Below are 20,542 nucleotides of genomic sequence, written 5' to 3' on the forward strand. Positions count from 1 at the left end.
TTATCGCTGGCGCTGCAGCGGCCAGAGGCGCCGCACGGTCTGCCGTTGCAGCTCTTCGCCATCCAGGTTCAGCGCGGGCTTGACCAGGTCGCTGCGGCTGACGACGCCGATCAGGCGCAAGGTTTTGGCGTCGCTGACGACGGGCAGGCGTTCGAGTTCGTGCACGGCCAGGCGGGTCGCCAGGGCGCGGCACGTTTCATCGGCCAGGGCGACGACCGGCATGTTCACGCCGAACAGCTCGCCGGCCGTCAGGTCGCCGTTGCCGGGCAGGTGCCGCAGCAGGGTGGAACGGTCCAGCATGCCAACGAGCGCGCCGTCGCGCGTGACCGGAAAGGCGCGATGGCGCTGGGTTTCGCCGAAATGGCTGGCCAGCACGTCGGCAAGGCGCGCGCCGGCGTCGATGCCGAGCGGCGCTGGCGTCATCACTTCGGCCACGCTATGGCGTTCCATGGGATCGATGCCGTACTCGCGGTAGATATGGTAGCCGCGGCGGGCGATTTTTTCCGTCAGGATGGAGCGGTGCATGGTGGTCACGGTGAAGGCATAGGCGACTGCCGACGCGGCCATCACAGGCAGCAGCGCATTGACGTCGTGCGTGAGTTCAAACGCGAAGGCCACGGCCATGATGGGCGCGCGCATCATGCCGCCCAGGGTGGCTGCCATGAAGACGAGCGGCCAGATGGCAGGCTCGCTGCCGGGCAGGTAGGGGCCCAGCAGGGCACCCAGGCCGGCGCCCAGCATCAGCAGCGGCGCCAGCACGCCGCCCGAGGTGCCCGAACCGAGCGCCAGCAGCCAGATCACGGCCTTGACGGCCAGCAGCGCGAGCAGTGCACCGGCCGCGATATGGTTGTGCAGCAGGTCGGCGATCACGTCGTAGCCCACGCCCAGCGCGCGCGGCTGGAAATAGCCGCCGATGCCCACCGCCAGGCCGCCGATGGCCGGCCACCACATCCAGTGGCACGGCAACCGGTGAAACAGGTCTTCCACGCGGTACAGCGACGTCGACAACAGCCAGGCCAGCGCGCCGCACAGCAAGCCGGCGATCAGGCAGGACAGCAATGCCGATGGCGGCAGCGCCGCGCTCTGCAGCGGGAACAGCGGGCCGCTGTCGATCAGCGCCGGGCGCAGGAAGCCGGCGATGACGCAGGCAATCGCCACCGGCGCCAGGCTGCGCGGCCGCAATTCAAACAGCAGCAGTTCCACGGCCAGCAGCAGCGCCGCCACGGGCGTGCCGAACACCGCCGTCATGCCCGCCACGGCGCCTGCCACGAGCAGCGTCTTGCGCTCGGCCGCGCTCAGGTGAAAGTGCTGCGCCAGCAGCGAGCCGACGGCGCCGCCCGTCATGATGATCGGCCCTTCGGCGCCGAACGGTCCGCCGCTGCCGATGGCGATGGCCGACGCCAGCGGCTTGAGCACGGCCACCTTGGGCGACATCAGGCTTTTCTTGAACAGGATCGCCTCGATGGCTTCGGGAATGCCGTGCCCGCGTATCTGCTCCGTGCCATAGCGGGCGATCAGTCCGATGACGAGGCCACCGAGCACGGGCACGACGATGACCCAGATGCCCAGCGCGTGGCCGGCCGGCGACGTGAAGCCGGTCGAGAATTTTTGGAAGAAAAACAGGTTGCTGAAGAAGTGGATCGCGCGCAGCAGCACCCAGGCCGTCACGGTGCTCAGTGCGCCGACCACGACGGCGAGACCGGAGATGAGGATCAGCCGCGCCTGGCCATCGAAGTCGCGCCGCGTATCGAATTTATGCATGGCCGTCACCCGCCAGTTTCGGGATGGTGAACACGCCTTCGAGGGACAGCAATTCCGTGCGGTGCAATTGCGCCAGCTTGGCCAGCATGGCTTCGCCGTCGGCCAGCAGGTGGATTTCGACACGGCGCCGGTCGGCGCTGCTGTGGCGGCGCTCTACCAGACCCGATGCCTCGCAGCGCGTGACCAGCGCCACGACGCCGTGCGGTTTGGCCTGCAGCCGTTCGGCCAGTTCGCCCACCGTGGCCCAGTCGCGGCCCGGGTACCCCTTGATATGCAACAGCAGCAGGTATTGCAGCGGCGTGATGCCGTGCGCCTGGATCACGTCATCGGAGAAGCGCTCGAAGCGCCGCATCTGATAGCGAAATTCCGACAGGGTCGTGAAGTCATGCTTGCCGAGTGTGGCGGGAGGTGCAGGGGGCATCGCGGCGGCCTAGTGAGGGAAAGGCGCCAAATATATCACAACGTGATGTAAATAGCCGGAAAGCCTTTCCCTGTCGATGTTCCGCTCAGGCGGGCGTGGTGCTGCCGATGCCCGCGCCGTAGCCGGCCCGCACCGTTTCGCGCAGCAGCGTAGCTTGCGACAGGTGCTGGATCATGTGGCCGGCGCCGGGCAGCAAGGTCAGTTCGCTGTTGTCCAGCTCCTCGTGCAGGCGCGCGGAATGGTCGCTGGCGCTGACGATCGCATCCTCGCGTCCGGCCACGATGGACACGGGCATGCGCAGCTCCGGGTAGTGTTTGCGCAGCGCCGCCGCGCTCGGGATCATCATGGCCGTTTCTTCCGCCTCGGCGCGCAACTGGCCGGGACGCAGCATCATCCACGGCGACAGGCGCTTGAAGCTGTCCGGCACTGGCGCGGGTGCGAACGCGCGTTTGACCGACAGGGGCCACATCAGGCGCCCCAGCAGGGGCGAGATGGTATGGCTGAGCACATCGCCGATGACGGGAATGGCCGGCGTTGCCGTCAGCACATCGAAGCGCACGCTGGGATAGTAGTAGCCGGAAGCGAGCACCAGGGCCTGCACCAGTTGCGGCTGCTGCAGGGCCATCGAGATCGCCACCAGCGTGCCCCAGGAGTGTGCCAGCACGACGGCGTGGCGCACGCCCAGCTGCTCGAGCGCGGCCGCCAGCAGCGCGGCCTGGGCGGCCGGCGTCCACAGCGTGCCGCGCGGCCGGCCGCTGTAGCCAAAGCCGGGCCGGTCGAAGGCGATCACGCGGTGCGTGCGCGCCAGTTGGTCGAACAGGCCCGCATGGCGAAAATCCTCGGCGATGACGCCGTTTCCGTGCAACAGCACGATGACGGGGCCTTCGCCCTGGCTCAGGTAGTGCAGGCGCGTGCCGTGCACGTCGAGAAAATGGCCGGCGGGCGGATGCGCGCGCTCGGCCTGCCGGCTGCGGCTGCGGACAAACAGCCACGCCGCCCCCAGTGCCAGCGCGCCCAGGGTCCAGCCTCTATGTGCCTGTGCCCGTGCCGGCGTGCCTTTCGCAACAACGGCGTTCATGTCTTTTTTCATGCTGTGCCCCTGCTAGTGAGTCAGGCATCCATGATGCCCATGGCCGGCCGCCGGCGCGATAGGCGTTCTGCGGTGCCTGGCGTAGGAAAAACGCCCGCCCGACTTCGCCGCGTGGCGCTGCCCGGCGGAGCATGAGGCACAATGGGCGCCCTGACTGTCGATGAAAGTGCCCATGCTGTCCCTGCAAATCGGCCCCCTGGCCCTGCCCACGGGCCTCGTCCTGCTGTTCCTTTCCCTGTGCGTCGCCTATGGCGTGGCGGCCTGGCTGCGGCGCTACCGCCAGCTGCCGGACGCCGGCCCCCTCGTTTCCGACATGCTGATCGCCGGCCTGCTGGCGGCGCGGCTGGCCTTCGTGCTGCGCTGGCACGAACAGTACCTGGCGGCGCCGTGGTCCATCATCAATATCCGCGATGGCGGCTTTCTTGCGCCGGCCGGCATCGCGGCCGCCCTGGCCATCGCCGCGTGGCGCTGCCGGCGTCCCGCCATGACGGCCATGCGCCGCCCTTTGGCCATCAGCGTGGCCTCCGGTACGCTGGCCTGGGGCGTGTTGAGCGCCGGGATCTCGCTCGCTTTCGACAAGCCGACGGCCTTGCCGGCCGTGGCGCTGCATGGCATCGATGGCGCACCAACGACATTGGGCGCGCTGGCCGGCGGCAAGCCGCTGGTGGTCAACCTGTGGGCCAGCTGGTGCCCGCCGTGCCGGCGCGAGATGCCCGTGCTGGCCGCCGCGCAGCGGACGCGCGCCGATATCGTCTTCGTGTATGCGAACCAGCGCGAGGATGCGGCGGCCGCCGGCGCTTTCCTGGACAGGAGCGGCGTGACCCTGCGCAATGTGGTGCTCGACAGCGGGGCGGCGCTGGGCAAGGCGGCCGGTTCCTCGGCCCTGCCTACTACCCTGTTTTATGACGCGCAAGGACGCCTGGTCGACACGCACCTGGGCGAACTGTCCGATGCCTCGCTGGCCAGCAAGCTGCAAAAGATCGCGCCAGCGCCTTGACGCGGCCGCAGCCGTTTCTGATAGTATACCCCCCTATAGTATTTATCGAGGTGGGATCATGGGACACACGGCGCACAACAAGAGCAAGCTGCTCAATCGCGTGAAGCGCATCCGAGGGCAGGTGGAAGGTCTGGAGCGGGGCCTGGAAGAAGGGCGCGACTGCGGCGAAGTGCTGCAGCTGATCGCCGCCGTGCGCGGCGCCGTCAACGGCCTGATGGCCGAAGTCATCGAGGAACACTTGCGTGAGCACGTGGCCAGTCCCGCTATCTCCGGCGAGGAGCGGGCCAGGGGCGCCGACGACATCGCGGGCATCCTGCGCACCTACCTCAAATAAGGAGAACGGCATGCAAGCGCCATTCATCAAGGAAGACCTCTCCGCCTGGCAGCACGACCACGTTTTTGACAGCAGCAATGGCAAGGCCGAACGCCGCGCGCGCATCGTCATGTGGATCACCCTGGCCACCATGGCGCTGGAAATCGCCGCCGGCTGGTGGTACAACTCCATGGCCCTGCTGGCCGATGGCTGGCATATGAGTTCGCACGCGCTGGCCATCGGCTTGGCCGCGTTTGCGTATGCGGCCGCGCGCCGCTATGCGCGCGACTCCCGCTTTGCCTTCGGCACGTGGAAGATCGAAGTACTGGCCGGCTACACGAGCGCCATCCTGCTGCTGGGCGTGGCCGTGCTGATGGTCGTGGCCTCCGTCGAGCGCCTGTTCTCGCCGCAAGCCATTCACTACCCGCAGGCCATGGCGGTGGCGACCTTTGGCCTGCTGGTCAACCTCGTGTGCGCGCTGATCCTCGGCGGGCATCACGACCACGGCCATCATCATGGTCACGGCCACGGGCATGACCACCATGGCCACCATGACCACCATGGCCATGGGGAAGACTTGAACATGAAGGCTGCGTACCTCCACGTGCTGGCCGATGCCGCCACATCCGTGCTGGCCATCGTCGCGCTGGCCGGCGCGTGGGCTTACGGCTGGCAGTGGCTCGATCCCGTGATGGGCATCGCGGGTGCCGTGCTGGTGGCGCTGTGGGCGAAAAAGCTGATGCAGGAAACGGGCAAGGTCTTGTTGGACCGCGAGATGGACCACCCCGTGGTGGATGAAATCCGCGAGGCGGTGGAAGTGGAAAGCGCAGGCGATACGCCGCGCATCGTCGACCTGCACGTGTGGCGAGTCGGCAAGCAGCTGTACTCGTGCGCCTTGTCCGTCGTCAGCCGCGATGCCGCATTGACGGCCGCCGAGCTGCGCGCGCGCATCGGCATCCACGAGGAAATCGTCCACAGCACCATCGAGATTATTCACCGGCCTTGACAATGATGGTGAAACAAGGCCGCTGATGCGGGGCGTAGGCGGTATAATGTCGGCTTTTACAGCACACGCTGTTCACCAGACAGAGAAAAAAATGAGCACATTACCACCATGCCCGCAATGCAAATCCGAATTCACGTACGAAGACGGCAGCCAGTTGATCTGCCCTGAATGCGCGCATGAATGGTCGGCCACGGCCGCCGAAGCGGTGGAAGAGGGCGCCAAGGTGTACCGCGATTCGGCCGGCAACATCCTGCAGGATGGCGACACGGTCAGCGTCATCAAGGACTTGAAATTGAAGGGCGGCGGCGGTGTCGTCAAGATGGGCACCAAGGTCAAGAACATCCGCCTGGTCGACAGCGACCACGATATCGACTGCAAGATCGACGGTTTCGGTTCCATGAGCCTGAAGACGGAATTCGTCAAGAAGGTCTAACGCTTTTACCCGTAACACGGCGCGCCGGCTTCATTCCAGCGCGCCGTTTTTTTATCCGGACGCCATGCAAATCGATACCATCCGCCAGCGCCTGCGCGCCTTGGGCGCCAAGCCCCTGCACGAACAGCGCGTGCTGCGCGACTGGATACAGGCGCAGCCGCACGACCAGGGCCGGCGCCGCGCCGAGGATTTTCTGCCGCTGCCCGTGCGCTTGGCCTTGCCCGCGCTCGACCTGGAATTGCAGGGCATGCTGAAGTTGATTAGCACCCATCCGGGCGCCGACGGTTCCGCGCGCCTGCTGGTGGGGCTGCGCGATGGCCAGACGGTGGAAAGCGTGCTGCTGCCGCGCGACGGCCTGTGCGTATCGAGCCAGGTCGGCTGCGCCGTGGGCTGCCAGTTCTGCATGACGGGTCGCGACGGCTTGATCCGGCAAGTGACCAGCGGAGAAATCGTCGCGCAAGTGGTGCTGGCGCGTACCCTGCGTCCGGTGAAAAAAGTCGTCTTCATGGGCATGGGCGAACCGGCGCATAACCTGAACAACGTGATGGAAGCCATCGAATTGCTGGGCACCGAGGGCAATATCGGCCACAAGAACCTCGTATTTTCCACCGTGGGCGACCCGCGCGCCTTCGAGCGCCTGCCGCAAGGCAGGGTCAAGCCGGCGCTGGCGCTCTCCTTGCATACGACCAGGCCGGCGTTGCGCGAACAGCTGCTGCCGCGCGCCCCAAAGCTGTCGCCGCGCGAACTGGTGGACTTTGGCGAGTCGTATGCGCGCCTGACCGGCTACCCGGTGCAATACCAGTGGACCCTGATGGAAGGCGTCAACGACGGTGACGATGAGATGGATGGCATCGTCGCACTCCTGAAGGGCAAATATGCGGTGCTCAACATGATCCCGTATAACACCATCGAAGACTTGCCGTTCAAGCGCCCCAGCTGGGACAAGGCGCGCGCCATTGCCGCCGCCCTGCACGAGCGCGGCGTGCTGACCAAATTGCGCGATTCGGCGGGACAGGACGTGGAAGGCGGCTGCGGACAGTTGCGGGCGCGCGAGGCCAAGGGCAAGGTCATTCCCATCCGAGCCAGCGTGACGGCGTAGGTCGGATTAGCGGAGCGTAATCCGACATTCGCACATACGCCAACAATGGTGCCGGCTCACATCCCACCGAGCAAATCGTTTTCATTCAATATCGCAAACGCGATCTCGGGATGGGCGGCCAGGCAGCGCCGCACGGCGGCCGGGATGGCGGCGCGCGTCTTGCGGCACAGGCCGGGGCGCTCCAGCAGGCGGATCTGGAAGCCGCGCACGGTGCGTACCTCGCCGCTGCCCGGCGCGATCTGCAGTTCGACGCCCAGGTTTTTCTGCAACAGCAGTTGCAGCTTCCTCAGCTGAGAATACGTGGCGATGCCCTCGATGTGCGCCAGCAGGCGTTTTTCTTCCGTCAGATTCAGGCGCAGGATGGAAACGTCCGCCTGCGGATCGTCGAGCAGCCGCCCGCGCTCGCAGTCGCACAACTGCGGCGGGCACTCCTTGCGGACTTCAAAGTCGACGAGACGCATGTACGGCTTCCAATGGCAACCCCCGATGAATCAAGTATCGTCCGCCGCATGGCGCGTGTCAATCAGCGCGGGCTGACGATCAGGCGCCAAAGAATCGGCCCCTGTTCGCTGCTGTGCTGGTGGTGGTTTTGCGGCGGCATGACGTGGCCTTCCGTCGACACGATTTCATGCGCGCAGCCGTCGCAGCGGTAGATGCCCGAATACGGCGCGGTTTCGCCGGGCGAGGTCAGTTCATCGAAACGCGGGTGCATGGAGCGGGCCACGTAGCTGGGGTTTTTGTAGTCGGCCATGGCATCGTCTGGAAGTGGGCAATGCAGCCATTCTGGCACACAATCGCGCACGGCCTTGACCGCGTGTCTTGGCGCGCGCGCCGCCCTGTGTTGTAATGTTGATCATCCAGACTGCACACGCCAGGCCATGAGAACCCGCATCAAGATTTGCTGCATCGCTTCCATCGACGAAGCGCAACTGGCCATTGCCGCCGGCGCCGATGCGCTGGGCCTGGTGGCGGCCATGCCGTCCGGCCCCGGCCCGATTCCCGACGCGCGCATCGCGCAGATCGCCGCCTGGACGCCGCCGCCCGTGGCCACCTTCCTGCTGACGTCCGAGACGACGGCGCAAGCCATCGCCGAACACGTGCGCGCCACGCAGCCGTCCACCGTGCAGATCGTTGGCCATATCGACCCGGGCGAAGTCGAGAAACTGGCGCGTTTGCTGCCGCACGTGCGGCGCGTGCAGGTGATCCACGTGGAGGGGCCGGAGGCGCTCGACCTGATTCCCGCCTATGCTCCCCACGTCCATGCCTTCCTGCTCGACTCGGGCCGCCCCGGCGCGGCGGTGCCGGAACTGGGCGGCACGGGCCGCACGCACGACTGGTCCGTCAGCGCCCGCTTCGTGCGCGCCAGCCCCCGTCCCGTCTTCCTTGCCGGCGGCCTCGATGCGAACAATGTGATGGACGCGCTGCGCCAGGTGCGCCCTTACGGTATCGACCTGTGCTCGCGCGTGCGCACGGATGGCCAGCTTGACGTCATGAAGCTGGCCTTGCTGATGGCGGCCGTGCGCGACGTGGATGCGGCGCTGTATGCGGAAGGTTAAGCGGCCGGCAGTCTGGCCATCTCGCGCACGAACGCTTCCGTAAACGCGGCCACCATGCCGCTGGCCGCGCGCGGCGAGATCAATCCCACGACGGAATGCGATTCCTCGTCGGGCAGGGCGATGAAACGCACGCCCGGCGGCGCCACCAGGCGCATGCTGTCCGGGACGATGGCGATGCCCATATTGGCTTCGATCAGGTTCAGCTGCGACGTCTTGCGCGACAGGGCGCGCGCCGCCTTCGGAAAAAATCCCTGCGCCAGGCACATGCCCGCCACCAGATAGCTGAGGCCTCCCCGGTCCTTGTGCGGGATCGAGACGAAGGCTTCATCGTGCAGGGCGGCTATCGTCGTGCGTTCCAGCGCGGCCAGCGGCGACGCCGACGATACGGCCACCACCAGCTTTTCCGCAAACAGTTCGCGCACGACGATATTGGCGTGCTTGCGCAGGGTGGGCAGGCGCACGAGGCCCAGGTCGGCGCGGCCTTCCTCGATGTCGGCCGCCTGGTTTTCCGACGATCCCTTCGATACATCGAGCGAAACGCCGGGGAACTGCGCCAGCAGGCGGTTCAGCACGGCGCCGATGGCGGGCGTGAGGGTGACGGAGCTCGAATGCAGCAGGCGGATGATGCCTTGCTCGCCTTGTCCCACGTGACGCGCCTGGCGCACGGTTTCCTCGATGTCGTCGAGGATGCGCTTGGCCCGTTCATAGAACACCTGGCCCGCGGGCGTGAGCTCGATATGGCGCGCGTCGCGCGTGAGCAGCAGCGCCTGCACTTCGCCCTCGAGCTCCTTGATCTGCCGGCTCAGGGCCGACTGCGCGATGTACAATTTTTCCGCCGCGCGCGAGTAGCTGCCCGCATCGACGACTTCGACAAAGTAGCGGAACTGTCTGATGGAAATCAATCGTATGCCTTTTCGAGATCGGAGACTGCCTGATTTGATATTGGCCCGGTCCCGCCGTTCGCGCTACAGTGCCTGGTCTGCTGTCACTGCAAAGGAAAGGCCATGCTGGAATTGATCGGGGTGCTGGGACTGCTCGTCAGTATTATCGCAAAACTGATTTTCGTCCAGATCGGTGGGGCTGATGATGGTAAGGAGGATTGAGAGGGAATCAACCCAACAGCGTAAAGCTGGGGTCAGACCCGTCGGGTCTGACCCCGGATTGTCGCTAACATAGCCACGAAATTTTGCGGTGTCTCCACAGCTTGCAAGTGACAATTCAATGCTACATCATCCCACTCCGCCAACTGTCTGCCCGCACACTTGAGCGCCGCCTCGCGCGCCGTCCACGCTTGCGCCAGCGCCAATGGGCGCTGTGCGTCGGGGCAGGCTGCCAGTGCTTCGGCCACCTGCGGCCCCAGGTAATCGCGCGCCAGAGTGAACCAGTCGGCAATGTCCTGCACGCGCATCGCGTCGACGCCAACGGCGCCGTGCAGGTTGATGGCGGCCAGCGAGAGTCCTTCGTCATGGCTGAACGACAGGCCCGCAACGCCGCCGGGAAACAGCAAACGGGGCGGGGCGCCCGGCGTCGACGCCACCGAGATCGCCTCGGTGTCCAGCTTCAGCCATGTCGCCATCGCCTCGCGCACGGCGGCGCGGATGCGCAGGCGGGCTTCGGCGCGCGGCAGCACGGCGGCGATGCCGATCACCAGCACGCCGTCTCCTGACAAGAGCACCGTAAAAGCCATCAGCTGCGATCAGCTGCGCAAAGGCGCGGCCGGGCAGCCCGCCCAGTTGCTGCCGGCGGGGATGTGCTCGCCCTTCATCACCAGGGTCAGGGGACCCAGGCGCGCATTGTCGCCCACCTTGGCGCTGTACAGCACGGAGCTGCGCGGGCCCATGTAGACGCGCTGGCCGATGTCCACGTGGTCGATCTTCATCACGCGGTCTTCGAACAGATGCGTTTGCGGGCAGGTGAGGGCGTTCAATTCGCTGTAGTCGCCGATGTGCACGCAGTCGAATTCCGTGATGTCCGTCGTGTCCATGTAGACGCCGCGGCCGATCTTGCAGCCCAGCAGGCGGAAAGCCAGCGGCAGCCACGGCGTGCCGCGCAAATAGCGCATGAAGTTGGGCACGGCGATGCCTTCGTACAGATTGGTCACGCCTTCCGAAATCCACACGAACGGCGTCCACATGGGCGCCGCGTGCTTGCGGTAGCGTCCCAGCAGCAGCCACTTGAACAGCACGACCACTAAAAAATTGCCGATGCCGTAGGCCAGGCCGGCGATGGCCAGGTCGCCCACCACTTCGCCCCAGCGTCCGGCGCCCGCGATCGGCATCACGTCCAGCACCAGGGTATAGCCGACGGCGATCACCACGGCGTGCGGCGCGACGATGCGGAACGCTTCGATCAGGCTGCGGCCCAGGCGGCGCAGCAGCGACGGCTTGAAGGTCAGGTGCTCGGCAAAGCCGCTGACCTGTTCGCGCGCGGGCAAATGCATGGGCGGGGAACCGAGCCAGGTGTCGCCGCTGTGCATCTGTTCATTGCGCGGCGCATGCGTGTGCACGCCGATCAGCACGTGTTCGGGCAGCACGGTGCCGTCCGGGATATAGCTGCCGTTGCCGACGAAGCTGCGGTGCGAGACGACGGTGGGGCGCATGGTCATCCAGCCGCCGTCGATCTGCTCGTCGCCCAGCATGACGGCGTCGGCGATGAAGGTGTCGTCGCCCAGGGTCAGCATGTCGGGCACGACGCCCAGGGCCGTGGAAATCTCGGCGCCCTTGCCCACCTTGGCGCCCAGCAGGCGGTACCAGTAGGGCGCGTACACGGTGGCGTAGATGCCGTGCAGGACGTTCAAGCTCGATTCCTGGATATGGCTGACCAGCCATTTGGCGCAATAGATATTGCTGTGCACGGGCGAGCTGCCCGGCTTCAATCGGGGCAGCGCGCCCCAGCGGATGGCGGCCGACAGCAGGGCTGTCAGCACGATCAGCACGGCGCTGGCGGGGAAGGCCAGCAGGAAGTAGCGGGCCAGCTGGGTCGTCACGTCGCGTCCCTGCAGCCACGGCATCATTTCGCGTTCGTCGAACCAGTCGATCAGCACGAAGCTGGGGAAGACGGGCATGAAGAACAGCACGGCGATCAAGACCATGCCGAAGCAGAAGAACAGGGTTTCCCCGGTCAGGCGCAGGCGCGAGACGGCGGGCCGCGGCGGGTGGCTGGCTGGGTCGAAGGCGCCTGCGTCGCGCGCGGGAGAGCCCGTGTACACGCGCCCGGCCGGCACCGCCGCGCCATCGGCCAGCGCCGATTGTCCTTCCAGGTGACCGAAGGCGCCCACCGTGGTATTGCCTTCCATGATGGCGTAAGAGCTGATGCAGGCATCGTCGCCGATGCTGATCCGGCCCAGCAGCAAACGGCCCCGTTCGACCCGGGCGTTTTCAAAGTTGACGGCATTGCCCACGCTGACGTTGTCGCCGATGGACAGCAGGTCGGGCGCGCGCAGGGTCATCGAACCGATGACGACTTCCTTGCCCACTTTCGCGCCCAGCGCGCGCAACCACCAGCTATTCAGGGACGAGCCGCTGAGCAGGTAGGCGGGCGCCGATTCGACCAGACGGTCGGCCAGCCACCAGCGGTAGTAGGTGACGCCCCACAGCGGATAGCTGCCCGGCTTCAAACGTCCGGCGATCAGCCACTTGCCGGCAATCGCGATGGCAAATTCGGCCAGGGTCGCCAGCAGGAAGACGCCGATCGAGGCGGCGATGGCGCGCGGCACGGTATCGCCCGTGTCGCCCGTGAAGAAGTGGTAGGTGAAGAACGGCGCCATCCACTGCGCCATGCGCAGGGTGACGAGGCCAGGCACGGCCGCCGCCTGCGCCGCGCCGCAGATCCAGCGTTTCAGGGTGGACGGCGGCGTCCAGTCAGCTTCCGGCGTGGCCAGCGCGGGCGCCTCGTTCAGCACGGCGGCGATCTTGCCGATCTGCCGGTTCTGGTAAATGTCGCGCACCGTCATGTGGGCGTAGGCCGGATCGGCGCGCAGGGCGGACGCCAGGCGGGCTGCCAGGAAGGAATGGCCACCGAGGTCGCTGAAAAAATCCAGCTGGCGCACAATCGCCTGGCCCGGGAACAGCTTGGCCAGCGCCGCGAACAGGGCCGCTTCGGCCGGCGTTTCCGGCACGTCCGATTCACCCGCTTCGCCAGGCGGCGGCGCTGACAGGGGCATGGCCTTCAGCGCCTTCCTGTCGATTTTTCCGGAGGTGAGGCGCGGCATCAGCGGCAGCAATTCAAAACGGCCCGGCATCATATACGGCGGCAAGTGCAGGTTCAATGCCGCGCGCAGGGTTTTCGCGGCCAGGGCGTCGGCCGGCGCATCGTCGCTGCCGACGATGTAGGCCACCAGCTGGTCGATGCCGTCATCCTTGCGCAGCAGGACGGCCACCGTGCCCACGCCCGGTTGCTGCGCCAGTACGGCTTCGATCTCGCCCAGTTCCACGCGGAAGCCGCGTATCTTGACCTGGTCGTCGGCGCGGCCCAGGCACAGCACCTGGCCATCAGGATCGATGCGGGCCAGGTCGCCCGTGCGGTACAGGCGCGCGTCGTCGGGGCCCGTGCTCCAGGGATTGGGCAGGAATTTTTCCACCGTCAGGTCGGGCCGGCCCAGGTAGCCCTCGGCCAGGCCGGGGCCGATGATGCACAGCTCGCCCGTCTCGCCGCGCGCCAGCAAAGTCAAGGGACGGTTTTCTCCCGACTCGGCCACTTGCAGCACCAGCAAGCCGTAGTTGGGCAGCGGCGTGCCGATGGTCACCGGTTCGCCGGGCCGCAGGCGCGCCAGGCTGCACGAGACGGTCGCTTCCGTGGGGCCATAGGTGTTGAACATGGCGCGGCCCGGACGCGACCAGCGCTCGACGAGCGACTCCGGGCACATTTCGCCGCCAAGGTTGATCAGGCGCAGGCTCGGTACTTCCTCGGCGAACAGGGCCAGCAAGGTCGGCACGGCGTGCAGAACGGTGACCTGCTGGTCGGCCAGCGCGCGCGGCAGCGCTTCCGGGTCGCCCGAAATCTCCTTGGGCCCCAGCCACAGGGTGGCGCCCACCAGGTAGGCGATCCAGATTTCCTCGAACGACATGTCGAAGGCGACGGAAAAGCCCTGGTAGACGGTGTCGGACTGCGTTACTTCCAGCACGGCGTTTTCGCTGCGCAGGAAGTGGCAGATGCTGCGCTGATTGATCAATATGCCCTTCGGCTTGCCCGTGGAGCCGGACGTGTAGATCACGTAGGCCGGGTGTTCGGGCAGCACGGTGGCGCGCGCTGGCAGCACTTCGCCCGACGCGGCGGGGGCCAGCAGGCTTTCCGCCGTCCACACGGGGCGGCCGAGTCCTGCTTCTTCCAGGCGCGGCGCGAACTGCGCGCAGCTGACGACACCAAAGCCATTCGCGTCATCGAGGCACACCTGCAGGCGCTCGACGGGCGTATCTTCATCGACGGGCAGCCAGGCGGCGCCCGCCTTGGCGATGGCCGCCTGCATCAGCAGCAGAGGGGCGCCGCGCGGCAGCCACAGGCCCACGATGTCGCCGGGCTTGACGCCGGCCGCCACCAGGCGTGACGCGGCCAATCCCGCCTGCGCATCGAGCTGCGCATACGTGATGCGGCGCGCGCCGTCGATCAGGGCGATTTGCTGCGGACAGCGGCGCGCCGTCGCTTCCAGCAGGTCGGCCAGTACTTCCTCGCGCAGCAGATCCGGTCGCGGCGGGCCGTACAGGATCTCGGCGTGGGTGGAAGGGATGCCTGGACTGACTGCGGTGAAATCGTTCATGGATGACGCTTATCTGTAATGCTGTAGGAGGAATCTAAAGGGCTGCGCGTGGTGTGCGGCACAGTTGATACATTACAGCACGCAAGACATTTCAGCGTTGCAGAACGGGGAATTTTGGGGCGCTTTCCAAAATTATGTGCTTGCAGGATCAATTGCCATGGTTACGGAATGTAAAACGGGGAAACATGGCGCCGATTTGCGCCAGAACAGGCGCCGATGGATAGCCGTGCAGGGGGCGGCCGGACAGCGCCGCATCCGCGCAGCCTTCGGCGCGGAATTGCTGCAGCACGTAGTTGTCGACGCCTTTGGCGGCCAGGGTGGCGGCCAGGGCCAGCAGCTGCTCGTCCGGCAGCAGGTCCGGGTGGGCGGTGGTGCGGCACTCGTAGGCGACGCCGCTGGCGAGGATGGCGTCCAGGCAGGCGCGCGCCGGGTCGCCGCTGCCGGCCACGCGGGTCACATGACGATAGTCGGCAAACGGCGCCTTGATGTCGAAACCGACCCAGTCGACCAGCGGCAGCACTTCCTGCAGGCGCTGCGGATAGATGCAGGCCGTGTGCAGGCCGACGCCGAAACCCAGCTCCCTCACGTCCCGCATGGCGCGCGCCAGCGCCGGGTCCATGCACGCTTCGCCGCCGCTGAAGACGACGGCGTCGACCAGGCCCGTTCGGCGGCGCAGCCAGGTCAGGACGTCCTGCCACGGCATGGCGCCTTCCGGCGTGCGCGCCTGTAAGTGCGGATTGTGGCAATAGCCGCAACGCCAGGGGCAGCCCTGCACGAACACCACGGCCGCCAGCTTGCCAGGGTAGTCGGTGGCGGAAAAGGGCGTCAGGCCGCCCACTTTCAGTTCAGCCGCCATGGCAGGCGGGCTGGCCCACGCGGGCGCTCGCTTCCGTAAAATACTGGCGCTCGTGGAATTCGCCCTGCTTGCCGATGTTGAACGAGGCGACGGGGCGGTGGTAGCCCATCACGCGCGTCCAGATTTCGCAGCGCTGGCGTTCCGTGTCGAGCAGGGTGATGGCGGGAGTGAAGTCGGGACGTGCGTTCATGGCGTTTCCTTGAATGGGTGAGCGAGATCGGACTGCTTGCGGGCGATCAGTTCCGCGTCGCAGGTGGGACAGAATTCATGTTTGCCGGCCAGGTAGCCGTGGCGCGGGCAGATGGAAAACGTGGGCGTGACCGTGATGTAGGGCAGCGAGAAACGGCTCAGCGCGCGCTTCACCAGTTCGCGGCAGGCATTCGCATCCGACAGCGCTTCCGTCATGTACAGGTGCAGCACCGTGCCGCCCGTGTACTTGCGCTGCAGCGTATCCTGCAATTCCAGTGCCTCGAACGGATCGTCCGTATGGCCGACGGGCAGTTGCGACGAGTTCGTGTAATACGGATTGTCGACGGTGCCGGCCTGCAGGATGGCGGGATAGCGCTTGCGGTCTTCGCGGGCGAAGCGGTAGGTCGTGCCTTCGGCCGGCGTCGCTTCCAGGTTGTACATATGGCCCGTCTCTTCCTGGAATTGCAGCATGCGCGCACGCACGTGGTCGAGCAGGCGCACGGCCAGCGCATGGCCTTCCTGTGTCGTGATGTCGTCAGCGTCGCCGCTGAAATTGCGGATCATCTCGTTGATGCCGTTCACGCCCAGGGTGGAAAAGTGATTGCGCAAGGTGCCCAGATAGCGTTTCGTGTACGGGAACAGACCCTGCTGCATCAGTTCCTCGATGGTGCGGCGCTTGATTTCCAGGCTGGTCTTGCCCAGCTCCAGCAGGCGGTCCAGGTCGGCCATCAAGGCTGGCTCGTCGCCGCGCCACAAGTGGCCCAGGCGCGCGCAGTTGATCGTCACTACGCCCAGGGAACCCGTCTGCTCGGCGGAACCGAACAGGCCATTGCCCCGTTTGAGCAGTTCGCGCAAGTCCAGCTGCAATCGGCAGCACATGGAACGTATCATGTTCGGCTTGAGTTCCGAATTGATGAAATTCTGGAAGTAGGGCAGGCCGTAGCGGGCCGTCATTTCGAACAGGCGCTCCGCGTTCTCGCTGTGCCAGTCGAAATCCTCGGTGATGTTGTAGGTGGGGATGGGGAAGGTAAATACGCGTCCCTTGGCGTCGCCCGCCATCATGATCTCGATGTAGGCGCGGTTGATCATGTCCATTTCCGCCTGCAGATCGCCATAGCTGAAGTCCATTTCCTGGCCGGCGATGACGGGAATCTGTTCGCGCAGGTCGTCCGGGCAGACCCAGTCGAAAGTCAGGTTGGTGAACGGCGTCTGCGTGCCCCAGCGCGATGGGACGTTGAGGTTGAAGATCAGTTCCTGCATGTACTGGCGCACGTCTTCGTAGCGCAGGCTGTCCTTGCGGATGTAGGGCGCCATGTAGGTGTCGAAGGAGCTGAACGCCTGCGCGCCGGCCCACTCGTTTTGCAGGGTGCCGAGGAAATTGACGATCTGGCCGATGGCGCTCGACATGTGCTTGGGCGGGCCCGATTCGATCTTGCCCGGCACGCCATTCAAGCCTTCGTGCAGCAGGGTGCGCAGCGACCAGCCGGCGCAATAGCCGGCCAGCATGTCGAGGTCGTGGATATGCAGCGCCGCTTCGCGGTGCGCCGCGCCCACTTCGGGCGGATACACCTGGTCGAGCCAGTAGTTGGCGATGACCTTGCCCGATACATTGAGTATCAGGCCGCCCAGCGAGTAGCCCTGGTTGGCGTTGGCGTTGACACGCCAGTCGCGCCGGTCCAGGTATTCATTGATGGACGCGGCGACGTCGACCTGGCCGCGTGTTGGGGAAACTGCATTTGTCGTCATGAAACCTCCAATAAACACAACATGCGGTGTTTTTATGGAGATTAATCACTAAATATAGTGGCGTCAAAGGGCGCGTGCAGTTGCGTGAGGAATCCTTGATGCAGGTGAAAAAAGCGGCCGCTGTTTACTTTTTCGCGCCGCCCTGGCGCAGGAGGAAGCCGCTCAGGCCGAAATACGCGGCGCCGCAGACGGCGATGCTGGTGACGGAGGCGGGCAGCACGTGCGCCCAGATTTCCCGCGCCGAGAAGGTACTCCAGCTGGCCACGCGCGCGTCGAACGTGAGGTAGTTCGCCAGCAGCCAGTAGACGGCCAGCAGGCCCGTGCAGATGGCGGCCTGGCGCAGCACGGGCATGGCGCGGCGCGCGAAGACGGCCTGCAGGAACAGCAGCAGCACGCCCGGATACGCGCCCAGCACTTCGGGCGACAGCACGGAGAGCGTTTCTTCGACATGGCCGTCGGCGGGGGCGGCCCACTGCACCTGCAGCACGGTGAGGAACAGGGTGAGCAAAAAAATCAGCAGCGGTTTGCGGGGCATGGCGGGCAATCGGTGAGGGAGAAAAGTGGGGCATTTTACAGCCAGGTCAAGCAAGTTGAACGCGCGCCAGCCATGCATGCATTCCTTCACCTGCGTCAAGGACTGGGCGGCGGGGGCGGGGCTATAGTCTGCACCCTGAGCCGATACAGGACTGTGAACATCATGATGCTTGAATCAACCACCGCCACCCGCGTGGCCGGACCGCTGGAACTGGTCTGCCCCGCCGGCAGCCTGCCTGCCCTGAAAGCGGCCATCGACAACGGTGCCGACACCGTCTACCTGGGTTTTCGCGACGCCACCAATGCGCGCAATTTCGCCGGCCTCAATTTCGACGAGAAGGCCATCGCCGAGGGCGTGCGCTACGCCCATCAATATGGACGCAAGGTGCTGCTGGCGCTGAATACCTATCCGCAGCCGCACAACTGGGCCGTGTGGCGCAGCGCCATCGACCGCGCCGCGCAGGCCGGCATCGACGCCATGATCGTCGCCGATCCGGGCCTGATGGCCTACGCGGCCCAGCACCACCCGCAATTGCGGCTGCACCTGTCCGTGCAGGGTTCGGCCACCAACTACGAAGCCATCAATTTTTACCATGAACACTTCGGCATCGCCCGAGCCGTGCTGCCGCGCGTGCTGTCGATGGCGCAGGTCGAGCAGCTGATCGCCAAGACGGAAGTCGAGATCGAGGTCTTCGGCTTCGGCAGCCTGTGCGTGATGGTCGAAGGGCGCTGCGCGCTGTCGTCGTACGCGACGGGCGAGGCGCCGAACACGCACGGCGTGTGCTCGCCGGCGAAATCCGTGCGCTGGCTGGAAACGCCGAACGGCCTCGAATCGCGCCTGAACGGCGTGCTGATCGACCGCTACGCACCGGGCGAAAACGCCAGCTATCCCACCCTGTGCAAGGGGCGTTTCGAAGTCAACGACGAAGAGTATTACGCGATCGAGGAGCCGGCCAGCCTGAACACGCTGGCGCTGCTGCCGCAGCTGATCGCCATGGGCGTGCGCGCCGTGAAGATCGAAGGACGCCAGCGCAGCCCCGCCTACGTGGCGCAGGTCACGCGCGTGTGGCGCGAAGCGATCGACGCCTGCCGCGAAGGCAATGCGCGCTACGCCGTCAAGCCGGCCTGGATGGCGTCCATGGACAAGCTGGCCGAGGGCCAGCAGCACACTTTGGGTGCCTACCATAGATCTTGGAAATAGCAAAACCTACTGCGCGTCCCGGGGCGTGGCCTGCGATGCTCGCTGTGCTCTAGCACAGCTGCGCTTCTCGGCCTCGCCGCGAACCGCTCGCTACGGTTTTGCAACTTAAAAAATAATGGAACAGACATGTTAAAACTCTCTTTGGGTCCCTTGCTGTACTACTGGCCGCGCGCCACCGTCTTCGAGTTTTACCAGCGGATCGCGGCGACCGCCGTCGATATCGTCTACCTGGGCGAAACCGTCTGCTCGCGCCGGCATGAGCTGCGTCTGGCGGACTGGCTCGATATCGCCGACATGCTGGCCGCCGCCGGCAAGGAAGTGGTGCTGTCGACGCAGGCGCTGATCGAGGCGGGTGCGGAACTGGCGACCCTGCGCCGCATCACGGGCAATGGCCGCTACGGCGTCGAGGCCAATGACATGGGCGCCGTGCACTGCATGGAAAAGGGCGCGTCCTTCGTTGCCGGTCCCCATCTGAACCTGTTCAATGGCCCCAGCCTGCAACTGCTGGCACGCCTGGGTGCGCGGCGCTGGGTGATGCCGCTGGAAATGGGGCAGACGGCGCTGGCCGAGATGCAGCGCCAGAAACCGGAAGGGCTGGAGACGGAAGTCTTCGCCTATGGCCGCATGCCGCTGGCGTTTTCCGCGCGCTGCTTCACGGCGCGCAACCGCAATCTGCCGAAGGACGATTGCGGCTACAGCTGCCTGGAAGAGCCGGACGGCCTGCTGCTGCGCACGCGCGACGAAGTGCCGTTCCTCGTGCTCAACGGCACGCAGACGCAGTCGGCCCTCGTCTACAACCTGGTGCGCGAACTCGACGCCATGCGCGACATGGGCGTGTCGGTGGCGCGCATCAGCCCGCAATCCATGCATACGGAACAAGTCATCGCCATCTTCGACCGCGCCCGCCGCGGCCAGGTCAGCGGCATCGGCGCGCAGGCGCAGCTGGCGGCCTGCCAGCCGGCCGGCGCCTGCGACGGCTACTGGCACGGCCAGCCCGGCATGGAACAGCACGCCGCCCATTGAACGCATCGAAAGGAAATACATGCAAGATCAACTGGAAAGATTGCCCGTCCCGGCCAAGCCCCCCATGAGCAAGCCGGCCATGTCGTACCGGCTGCCCGAACCGCTGGCCGAACTGCTGTCCAAGCTGCCGCCGTATCCCGCCTCCTGGCTGTTCGTGCAGGGCTTGAACCGCCTGCTGGCGCCGCAATTGCCCGACGACGTGCGCTGCAGCCTGGAAGGGCGCAGCCTGCGCTTGCGTCTGCTGGACGCGGGCATTGCCTTCGATTTCGAGTGGCAGGGCACGGTGTTCGTGGCCGAGCGCTATGTGGACGTGCCGGACCTGTGCATCGCCGCCAGCGTGCATGACTTGATGCTGCTGGCGCGGCGCCAGGAAGATCCGGACACGCTATTCTTCAGCCGCCGTTTGAGCCTGGAAGGCGATACGGAACTGGGCTTGCTGTTCAAGAATACGCTCGACGCCATCGAGCTGCCGCCGTTCGACCTGCAGGCGCTGGGACCGCGCCGCGTGCTGGCGCATCTGCGCGACCGGGGCGCGCGGGGAGGGTAGGCGCAGAGCTGGCGGCGC

Annotated in this window: 21 protein-coding genes; 9 read left to right on the top strand and 12 right to left on the bottom strand. The window is 65.9% G+C overall.

Features of this window, described 5'->3' with window-relative positions; genetic code table 11:
• From BLU39_RS10295 to BLU39_RS10305, 3 genes are all read right to left on the bottom strand, one after another.
• Positions 1-1,761, bottom strand: a complete 1,761-nt coding sequence (locus tag BLU39_RS10295; protein WP_092712543.1) for a chloride channel protein — start codon at positions 1,759-1,761, stop codon at positions 1-3.
• Positions 1,754-2,182 (bottom strand): MarR family winged helix-turn-helix transcriptional regulator, encoded by a 429-nt coding sequence (locus BLU39_RS10300; protein WP_092712591.1) that lies wholly within the window; start codon positions 2,180-2,182, stop codon positions 1,754-1,756. The genes BLU39_RS10295 and BLU39_RS10300 overlap by 8 nt, the downstream gene beginning before the upstream one ends.
• Positions 2,183-2,267: 85 nt before the next feature.
• Positions 2,268-3,260, bottom strand: a complete 993-nt coding sequence (locus BLU39_RS10305) for an alpha/beta fold hydrolase (protein ID WP_092712597.1) — start codon at positions 3,258-3,260, stop codon at positions 2,268-2,270.
• A gap of 184 nt (positions 3,261-3,444) precedes the next feature.
• Here BLU39_RS10305 and BLU39_RS10310 point away from each other — a divergent pair, with 184 nt between their 5' ends.
• From BLU39_RS10310 to BLU39_RS10330, 5 genes are all read left to right on the top strand, one after another.
• The gene (locus BLU39_RS10310) at positions 3,445-4,269 is read left to right on the top strand and encodes a TlpA disulfide reductase family protein (protein WP_092712599.1); all 825 of its coding nucleotides are present in this window, start codon (positions 3,445-3,447) and stop codon (positions 4,267-4,269) included.
• 58 nt (positions 4,270-4,327) lie between these two features.
• A complete protein-coding gene (locus tag BLU39_RS10315; protein WP_092712602.1) occupies positions 4,328-4,603 on the top strand; it encodes a metal/formaldehyde-sensitive transcriptional repressor in 276 nt (91 codons plus the stop codon).
• Between the two features lie 10 nt (positions 4,604-4,613).
• Entirely contained in the window at positions 4,614-5,588 is a 975-nt protein-coding gene (gene dmeF / locus BLU39_RS10320; RefSeq protein ID WP_092712604.1) for a CDF family Co(II)/Ni(II) efflux transporter DmeF, read from the top strand.
• Positions 5,589-5,679: 91 nt separating this feature from the next.
• Entirely contained in the window at positions 5,680-6,021 is a 342-nt protein-coding gene (locus BLU39_RS10325; protein ID WP_092712606.1) for a zinc ribbon domain-containing protein YjdM, read from the top strand.
• A 64-nt stretch (positions 6,022-6,085) separates the two neighbouring features.
• Positions 6,086-7,120, top strand: a complete 1,035-nt coding sequence (locus BLU39_RS10330; protein ID WP_092712608.1) for an RNA methyltransferase — start codon at positions 6,086-6,088, stop codon at positions 7,118-7,120.
• Positions 7,121-7,176: 56 nt separating this feature from the next.
• Here the strand turns inward: BLU39_RS10330 and BLU39_RS10335 are convergent, their stop codons facing one another.
• Positions 7,177-7,581: a hypothetical protein gene (locus BLU39_RS10335; protein WP_092712610.1), complete on the bottom strand. Its 405-nt coding sequence runs from the start codon at positions 7,579-7,581 to the stop codon at positions 7,177-7,179.
• 62 nt (positions 7,582-7,643) lie between these two features.
• Positions 7,644-7,871, bottom strand: a complete 228-nt coding sequence (locus tag BLU39_RS10340) for a hypothetical protein (protein WP_092712612.1) — start codon at positions 7,869-7,871, stop codon at positions 7,644-7,646.
• Between the two features lie 127 nt (positions 7,872-7,998).
• Here BLU39_RS10340 and BLU39_RS10345 point away from each other — a divergent pair, with 127 nt between their 5' ends.
• Complete coding sequence (locus BLU39_RS10345) at positions 7,999-8,676, top strand: phosphoribosylanthranilate isomerase (RefSeq protein WP_092712614.1); 678 nt, start codon at positions 7,999-8,001, stop codon at positions 8,674-8,676.
• Here the strand turns inward: BLU39_RS10345 and BLU39_RS10350 are convergent.
• The 7 genes from BLU39_RS10350 to BLU39_RS10380 all read right to left on the bottom strand — a co-directional run bounded on the left by BLU39_RS10350 (position 8,673) and on the right by BLU39_RS10380 (position 17,754).
• Positions 8,673-9,578 (bottom strand): LysR family transcriptional regulator, encoded by a 906-nt coding sequence (locus BLU39_RS10350; protein ID WP_092712616.1) that lies wholly within the window; start codon positions 9,576-9,578, stop codon positions 8,673-8,675. The genes BLU39_RS10345 and BLU39_RS10350 overlap by 4 nt on opposite strands.
• 233 nt (positions 9,579-9,811) lie before the next feature.
• Entirely contained in the window at positions 9,812-10,351 is a 540-nt protein-coding gene (locus BLU39_RS10355; RefSeq protein ID WP_157808699.1) for a 4'-phosphopantetheinyl transferase family protein, read from the bottom strand.
• Between the two features lie 21 nt (positions 10,352-10,372).
• Positions 10,373-14,428: a Pls/PosA family non-ribosomal peptide synthetase gene (locus tag BLU39_RS10360; RefSeq protein ID WP_092712620.1), complete on the bottom strand. Its 4,056-nt coding sequence runs from the start codon at positions 14,426-14,428 to the stop codon at positions 10,373-10,375.
• 148 nt (positions 14,429-14,576) lie between these two features.
• Positions 14,577-15,284: an anaerobic ribonucleoside-triphosphate reductase activating protein gene (locus BLU39_RS10365; RefSeq protein ID WP_092712622.1), complete on the bottom strand. Its 708-nt coding sequence runs from the start codon at positions 15,282-15,284 to the stop codon at positions 14,577-14,579.
• Positions 15,274-15,474 carry an anaerobic ribonucleoside-triphosphate reductase gene (gene nrdD / locus BLU39_RS10370; protein ID WP_092712624.1) on the bottom strand — a complete coding sequence of 67 codons (201 nt, stop codon included), beginning with the start codon at positions 15,472-15,474 and terminating at the stop codon, positions 15,274-15,276. The genes BLU39_RS10365 and nrdD overlap by 11 nt, the downstream gene beginning before the upstream one ends.
• A complete protein-coding gene (locus tag BLU39_RS10375) occupies positions 15,471-17,219 on the bottom strand; it encodes a ribonucleoside triphosphate reductase (RefSeq protein ID WP_092712626.1) in 1,749 nt (582 codons plus the stop codon). The genes nrdD and BLU39_RS10375 overlap by 4 nt, the downstream gene beginning before the upstream one ends.
• Positions 17,220-17,343: 124 nt before the next feature.
• Positions 17,344-17,754 carry a hypothetical protein gene (locus tag BLU39_RS10380; RefSeq protein ID WP_092712628.1) on the bottom strand — a complete coding sequence of 137 codons (411 nt, stop codon included), beginning with the start codon at positions 17,752-17,754 and terminating at the stop codon, positions 17,344-17,346.
• Positions 17,755-17,919: 165 nt separating this feature from the next.
• Here BLU39_RS10380 and BLU39_RS10385 point away from each other — a divergent pair, with 165 nt between their 5' ends.
• The 3 genes from BLU39_RS10385 (at position 17,920) to BLU39_RS10395 (ending at position 20,524) form a co-directional block, all read left to right on the top strand.
• Entirely contained in the window at positions 17,920-18,954 is a 1,035-nt protein-coding gene (locus BLU39_RS10385) for a ubiquinone anaerobic biosynthesis protein UbiU (RefSeq protein ID WP_092713021.1), read from the top strand.
• A gap of 126 nt (positions 18,955-19,080) precedes the next feature.
• Positions 19,081-19,977: a ubiquinone anaerobic biosynthesis protein UbiV gene (locus tag BLU39_RS10390; RefSeq protein WP_092712630.1), complete on the top strand. Its 897-nt coding sequence runs from the start codon at positions 19,081-19,083 to the stop codon at positions 19,975-19,977.
• Positions 19,978-19,996: 19 nt separating this feature from the next.
• Complete coding sequence (locus BLU39_RS10395) at positions 19,997-20,524, top strand: ubiquinone anaerobic biosynthesis accessory factor UbiT (RefSeq protein ID WP_092712632.1); 528 nt, start codon at positions 19,997-19,999, stop codon at positions 20,522-20,524.
• Positions 20,525-20,542: the final 18 nt, after the last annotated feature.

The organism is Janthinobacterium sp. OK676 (assembly GCF_900103595.1).
Classification (GTDB): Bacteria; Pseudomonadota; Gammaproteobacteria; order Burkholderiales; family Burkholderiaceae_D; genus Janthinobacterium.